Consider the following 233-nt stretch of genomic DNA (forward strand, 5'->3'; position numbering starts at 1 on the left):
GATTGCACCGTCTTCTTCCGTGAGAACTCACACTGCGCCTCCCTGAGCAGGTCGCCCACCTGCGACCAGACGTCATAAAGATTTTCGGCCTGCGCATCGATGATCGCGTCTCTTGCCGCTTTGCACGACATCGACGGCTGCAGCTCGATCACAGAGCAATAGCCCCGGATGAAGACGCCCAAAACGTCTTTTGCAGTCATCACGCCGCTCCAGACCATAGCCCACATGGTGGC

General features: G+C 57.9%; 1 protein-coding gene. It reads right to left on the minus strand.

Going from position 1 to position 233, the window contains the following annotated elements; translation table 11 throughout:
• On the minus strand, positions 1 to 200 hold a 200-nt coding region (locus tag KVS69_RS20715), incomplete at its 3' end, for a hypothetical protein (protein WP_217540228.1).
• Positions 201 to 233: the final 33 nt, after the last annotated feature.

The sequence above is a fragment of the Stenotrophomonas sp. GbtcB23 genome (assembly GCF_019091045.1).
Classification (GTDB): domain Bacteria; phylum Pseudomonadota; class Gammaproteobacteria; order Xanthomonadales; family Xanthomonadaceae; genus Stenotrophomonas; species Stenotrophomonas rhizophila_A.